Here is a 5,732-nt window from a genome sequence, read left to right on the forward strand (position 1 = left end):
GCGACGATCACCCTGATGAACTGCGCGAGCACCCCAACCGCTCGTCACGCCAGGGCCGATGACCTGCACGAATCACGATGAAACTTCCTCATTGTCCAGCTCCCCCCGCGAGTGGCCCGTCCTCTTGCGTCAACCCGTCTACGTCACCTCTGCAGCCCGCAGGCCCCCAAGCCGCCACACCGAGTACGGAGATGTGACCACCTGCGGGCCGGAGGGCTCCGCTCCTGGATCAGATGTCGCGGCGGAGGAACAAGGCCCAACCGGTGAGAGCGGCCGCGGTGCACCAAACAGCGAGGAGCAAGGCACCGAGCGGTGCGGACAGCGCGTCGGGGAAGGTCGACCGGTCGCCGAGCAGGGCGTACTGCGCGCCGTCCGGCAGGAAACGGCCGAGCTCATGGCCGTGAACCGCCGCCTCACTGCCATCCATTGACCGGCTCCGCGTCCCGCACCTGCCACGGAACACCCGTCATCGCCGCCGGGTGCACCACCCGCGTCGAACGTTCAGGCCCGCCGGGATACGCCTCCCGAACCGCGGTCAAGGTCGACGCCTGCACGCCCAGCACCGCGAGTTCGACAGCCCCGACCAGCACGGCGCCACCCCGGCCGATACACCCCTTGATCCCCAACGATGCCTCCGAACACATCCTGGAGGGTCGTCCGACCGGCGCCCCTCCGTCTGCCACTTGTGGGATCAACCCTGCCAGTGGAGAAGCGATTCGAACATACGAACCAGTGTCAGCTTCTTCCTTCCTGGCGAGCACTTGGTGCCATACCCGCCGGTTGGTGCTCACCGTCAGGAGGACCCTGACGCGCCTGCCGGCCGACCGCCGCCATGTCGCGCCTCCAGCGGACTTCACGTTCACGTCGGCTCCTTCGAAGGAGTTCGGCAGGACGCCCCGGCGGGGCATCGTACGAGCCAGGGCGTACTGCGTCGGTCACCGCGTCAATGGCCGCGCACGGCGGAGCCTGGCGGAGGAAAGATGAGGATTTGATGAGGCGGGCCGACGGTCTCGCCATCACCCAGTGGCGGCCGTACGGTCGGCCCATGACATCTCCTCCGCTCATCCACCAGCGCTGGCCGGAGGTGGCCGTCACACTTCCCCACCTGCCGCTGGGCGAGGCCCCGACGTCGGTGCGCCCGCTGGCCGGCCTCGGCTGCCGGTCCGAAGTGTGGCTCAAGGACGAGAGCGGCTACGGGCGCGGGGGCTGGGGCGGGAACAAGGTCCGCAAGCTGGAGTGGCTGCTGCCCGAGATCTGCCGCGGCCGCCCACGGACCGTCCTGACCGTCGGTGGCCTGGGCACCAACTGGGGCCTGGCGGCGGCGCTCTACGCCCGGCAGCACGGCGTCGACGTCGCGCTCGCGCTGGTCGACCACCCGGTCGACGATCACGTCCTCGCCCAACTCCGACGGCTGCGCGACTCCGGCGCCACCCTTCACTTCGCGCACACCAAGGCCCGGCTGCTGCTGGCCGCGCCCTGGCTGTTCGCCCGGCACACCCGCGGCCTGGCCCTGCCCCGCTACCTGCCGCCCGGCGGGTCGTCCCCGCTCGGCACGCTCGGGTACGTCGAGTGCGCGCTCGAACTGGCCGAACAGGTGGCGCAGGGGCTGCTGCCCGAGCCCGGCTGGGTCGTGACGGCGGTGGGCTCCGGCGGCACCGCGGCCGGACTGGCCCTGGGACTGCGGCTGGCCGGCCTGCGCACCCGGGTCCTGGGCATCGTGGTCAACGACACCCTTCGCCTCGACGGCGCCACACTCATCCGCCTGGCGGCCAAGTCCCGGACGCTGCTGCGGGATCGGGGCGCCCGACTGCCGTGCGTACGGCTCGGCGAAAGAGACGTCGCCGTCGAGCGCGGCTGGCTCGGCCCCGGCTACGCGCACCCGACCGCGGGTAGCCGGGCCGTACTCGACCGGGCCGCGTCCGAGGCCGGCCTGGAGCTGGAACTCACCTACACCGCCAAGGCGCTGGCCGCGCTGCTCGACCTCGACGCGGCCGGGCGCTTCGCCGACGGGCCCGTACTGTTCCTCAACACCTTCGGCCCCAGGTGACCTGGACCGTCAGGGGCGTTGAAGGGACGGACGCTACGGCGCCTTGGTGACGTCCAGGGTCGTCGGGTCCCGGTCCGGGGCGGGCAGTGCGAGGGCGGTGACGTCGGCCCGGGTCTGCGGGGTGATGGTCAGGCCCCATGCGGTGAAGAAGTCGAGCAGGTTGTGTCCCGAGACGCGTGAGGCGTTCAGGATGAAGTACTGCTGGGGGGCGCTCGCCTGCTCGGCCCGGCGGGTGAGTTTGTGCAGGTCGGGATAGAAGCGGTCGCCGAACGCCAGGCGGAGCTGCTCGAACATGGTCAGCTGGACGAAGGGGTCCGCGTCCGGAGCGTTGAAGTCCTTCTTGGCCGTCGGCAACGCCAGGTACTGACGGACCGCTTCGGGAGTGCCGTCCTCGGCGAGCCGGGTCGGCCGGGCGGCGTCGCGCTGCACGGCGAGGCTGTAGATGTTGACCGTCACCTCGATGACGCTGTCCCAGAGCCAGGACGACTGCTGGTGCATGTGGCCGAACTCGTGCCAGATGCCCCAGCTCTTCGTCAGCTGCTCGGCGTTCAGCGCTTCGTCGATCGCGTCGGAGGGGTAGGCGACCCGGTCGTCGTAGGCGTTGGGGTTGATGCCCGCCTTGGCCTCCGAGACGAAGTAGCGCAGCGGGCTGCGCCGGTCGCGGGGGTCGTGCCCGTCCAGTCCGCTGGTCGCGTCTTCGACGGCGAGGATGTGTTCGTAGGTGTTCAGCAGTGCGTCGGGGTCCTGGTCGGCATTGCGGCGGGCCGAGTCGAGGTGGACGGTGAGTACGACGTGCTCGCCGACCAGCTGGGCCACCGGGACGTCCGTCGCCTCGGTGAGCCGCGTGCGCCAGTCGGCGGCCGGGGAGCGGCCGAGGACGTGGTACGGGACGGGACGGGCGGCCGCACCGAAGTGCACCGTGATTGCGGGCACTTCGCCCTGGTCGTCGTTGGTGTACCGGACGTACAGCATCCCGCCCGCGTCGTCGCTCACGGTGGCCGTGACGTCCGGCAGCGGGTGGGCGCGCGGCTTCTCCTCTTCGCCCTGGTCGGTCCCGTCGAGGCCGTAGGTCCCGATCAGCAGCTCGGGCATCGGCGCGCCCGCGGGGCGGATGATGCCGACGGTGACGGGGGTGTGGGGCGGCAGGTAGAGACCGGTCGGCTGGACGTCGGCCGCATGGAAGTCCGTGGCCAGCCGCTTCTGCTCCGCCGCCGCGGACGGTGTGGCGGAGAGCGTGATGTCCCGGACGGACGGCGGTGAGGTCGAGGGAGGCGGCGTCGGGCCCGGAGGTGTGTCGGCGCTGCACCCCGCGCTCAGCATGGTGGCGGCCAGCAGGCCTACGACCGGGACGAGCCCGAGAGTTCGGGGTCTCCTGAGGTGCTGCACCATCCTGGTCGCGCTCTCCTCGTCGTGTCGAGTGATCCGGCACGTCGCCTGCCGGTCGGTATGCCTGCGGGGCCCGGGGAACCGTCGGGCCCCGCAGGGGTCAATGGTTTCCGGTCACCTGCGGGTCAGCCGGCGGGCTGGTCGGCGGGGGTGCCGCTGCCGGTGCTCCGCTGGGCGATGGGCCATTCGCGGTGGAAGAGCGGGAACGTCAGGTCCTTCTCGAAGGCGGATCCCAGGAAGGGAATGCGCGCCGCGAGGGAGCCGTTGACGTCGAATCCTCCGTAGAGCGCGGCCCGGCCGTCGGTCTTCGGCGGCGCGCCGGAGGTGTCGACGGTGATGCTGCCGCTCACCGCGCCCCGCAGGTAGGGCTCGATACCGGCCTTGATGCCCACGGTGTCGTAGAGGAACACCCCGGCGTCGGCGAGCAGGCCGGCACGCACCTGCGCGTTGCCGGTGAGCTTGGCGTCGACCGGGGTGACGGTGGTGGCGCCGGGATCGGCGGTGGCGTTCCCGGTGGGCGCGAGGACGGCTTGGCCGCTCTGCTGGTCGTAGGAATCCAGCTTGAGGTCCGGGGTGGCGGCCTTGGCGGGCGCTCCGGAGTCGGACGGGGTGGCCAGTGCGACGTTCGGCATGTCGGTGCCGGACGCGACAGCGACTGGCAGCGTCGTCGTGGCGGGATCGGTCGGCTCGGCAGCGGACGCGACCGGGGTGATGGCGCCGACCGCGAGCACGGCGGATGCCGCGAGCGCGGACAGCGCGATGGTGCGAGTGGACAAGTGGAAGGTCCCCCCTGGTTGTTGGGCGATCAGGAGCCGCGGCCCACACCGCGGCTCCCGAACCTCCGACTGGATGCGTCAGAGGAATGAGGTCAGCAACTCGCCCCGGGCTGCACGGGCTTGAGGTCCACGAGGTAGCCGTCCACGGCGTCACTCACGCAGGCGTTGCTGCGCCCGTACGCGGTGTGGCCCAGGCCCTTGTAGGTGAGCAGCATGCCGCCGGGGAGCTGGGAGGCGAGGCTCTGGGCGTCCTTGTACGGGGTCGCCGCGTCGCCGGTGGTGCCGACCACGAGGACGGGCGGCAGGCCGTCGGCCTTCACGCGGTGCGGCTTCAGCGGCCCGGACGGCCAGTTGCGGCAGTTCAGGTCGGCGAGGACCGTGGAGGAGCCGAACGCTCCCGACTCCTGGTAGGCGCGGTCGAGGACCTGCCAGTACGCCTGCGGGTCCTTGGGGTGGGGGTTGTCGAGGCAGTTGACGGCCATCAGGGCGTCGCCGCTGTTGTCGCGGGGTGTCGAGTCGGCGGCGCCCGCGGAGGTGGGGTCGGTGGCGGGGGCGCTCACTTCCTTCGCAACAGGTGCGGCGCCCGAATCGCCGGAGCCGTCGCCCTGGAGGCCCTGGCCGTGGTCGGCGATGTCGGCGAGTTTGGCGCCGTCGCCCTTGCGCGCGGCGGTCAGGCCCTCGGAGAGCGCCTGCCACTGGGCTTCCGGTGTATACATCGACGCGATGATGGCGCTGTGCAGCATGTTCTCGTCGAGCCGCTGGTCGCTGCCCTTGATGCGCAGCGGGTGGCGTGCGGTCTTCGTATAGAGGTCGGATATGAGCGTGCGGATGCCGTCCGGGGTGGCGGCCGGGCAGGCCTGTCCGACGATCTTGGCGCAGTTGTCGGCGTAGTCGTCGACGGCCTTGCGGAAGGCCCGGCCCCCGCTCAGCGCCTCTTCGGACCAGTCGAGGGCGGGATCCATCGCGCCGTCGAGGACCAGGGCGCGCACCCGCTGCGGGAACTGTTCGGCGTAGATCGTGCCGAGGTAGGTGCCGTACGACCAGCCGACGTAGCTGAGCTTGTCGTCGCCGAGGGCCGCGCGCAGCACGTCCAGGTCGCGGGCGGCGTCGAGGGTGCCGACGTGCGGGAGGATGTCGCCGCTGCGGGCCTGGCAGGCGGCGGCGGTGCGGTCGGCGTCCGCGAGGGCGGCCTGCCGCTCGGCGTCGGTGCGCGGATAGAGGGGCTGCGGCGCGTCGCCGTCGCCCTGGTCGGGCGCGTCGTCCGGGGTGGTGCAGTCGAGGGCGGGCTTGCTGCCAGCGACGCCGCGCGGGTCGAAGCCGACGATGTCGAAGTGCGCCCTGGCCTCCTTGGTGAAGGAGTCGACGCCACCCGACTTCATCTGGGCCGCGCCGGAGGCACCCGGGCCGCCCGGGTTGAAGACCAGCGAACCGATGCGCTGGTCCGGCATCGCGGTGACCGCCTTGACCACGGGGAGCTCGAAGGTCTTCCCGTTCTCCGGGTGCGCGTAGTCCATGGGGACGGT

General features: G+C 71.6%; 5 protein-coding genes. 1 reads left to right on the forward strand and 4 read right to left on the reverse strand.

What is annotated here, in order from left to right; translation table 11 throughout:
• Positions 1 to 229 precede the first annotated feature (229 nt).
• Positions 230 to 427, reverse strand: a complete 198-nt coding sequence (locus tag ACGF12_RS37700; RefSeq protein ID WP_393040903.1) for a hypothetical protein — start codon at positions 425 to 427, stop codon at positions 230 to 232.
• A gap of 618 nt (positions 428 to 1,045) precedes the next feature.
• Here ACGF12_RS37700 and ACGF12_RS37705 point away from each other — a divergent pair.
• Positions 1,046 to 2,047, forward strand: a complete 1,002-nt coding sequence (locus ACGF12_RS37705) for a pyridoxal-phosphate dependent enzyme (protein ID WP_393040906.1) — start codon at positions 1,046 to 1,048, stop codon at positions 2,045 to 2,047.
• A gap of 33 nt (positions 2,048 to 2,080) precedes the next feature.
• On the opposite strand, the gene ACGF12_RS37710 is transcribed toward ACGF12_RS37705, so the two are convergent.
• From ACGF12_RS37710 to ACGF12_RS37720, 3 genes are all read right to left on the reverse strand, one after another.
• Positions 2,081 to 3,436 (reverse strand): M60 family metallopeptidase, encoded by a 1,356-nt coding sequence (locus ACGF12_RS37710; protein ID WP_393040908.1) that lies wholly within the window; start codon positions 3,434 to 3,436, stop codon positions 2,081 to 2,083.
• 122 nt (positions 3,437 to 3,558) lie between these two features.
• Complete coding sequence (locus ACGF12_RS37715) at positions 3,559 to 4,209, reverse strand: hypothetical protein (protein ID WP_393040911.1); 651 nt, start codon at positions 4,207 to 4,209, stop codon at positions 3,559 to 3,561.
• Between the two features lie 92 nt (positions 4,210 to 4,301).
• Positions 4,302 to 5,732 (reverse strand): alpha/beta hydrolase (locus ACGF12_RS37720; RefSeq protein ID WP_393040914.1); only part of this gene is annotated, 1,431 nt, incomplete at its 5' end.

This window comes from Kitasatospora sp. NPDC048296 (assembly GCF_043201815.1).
GTDB lineage: Bacteria > Actinomycetota > Actinomycetes > Streptomycetales > Streptomycetaceae > Kitasatospora.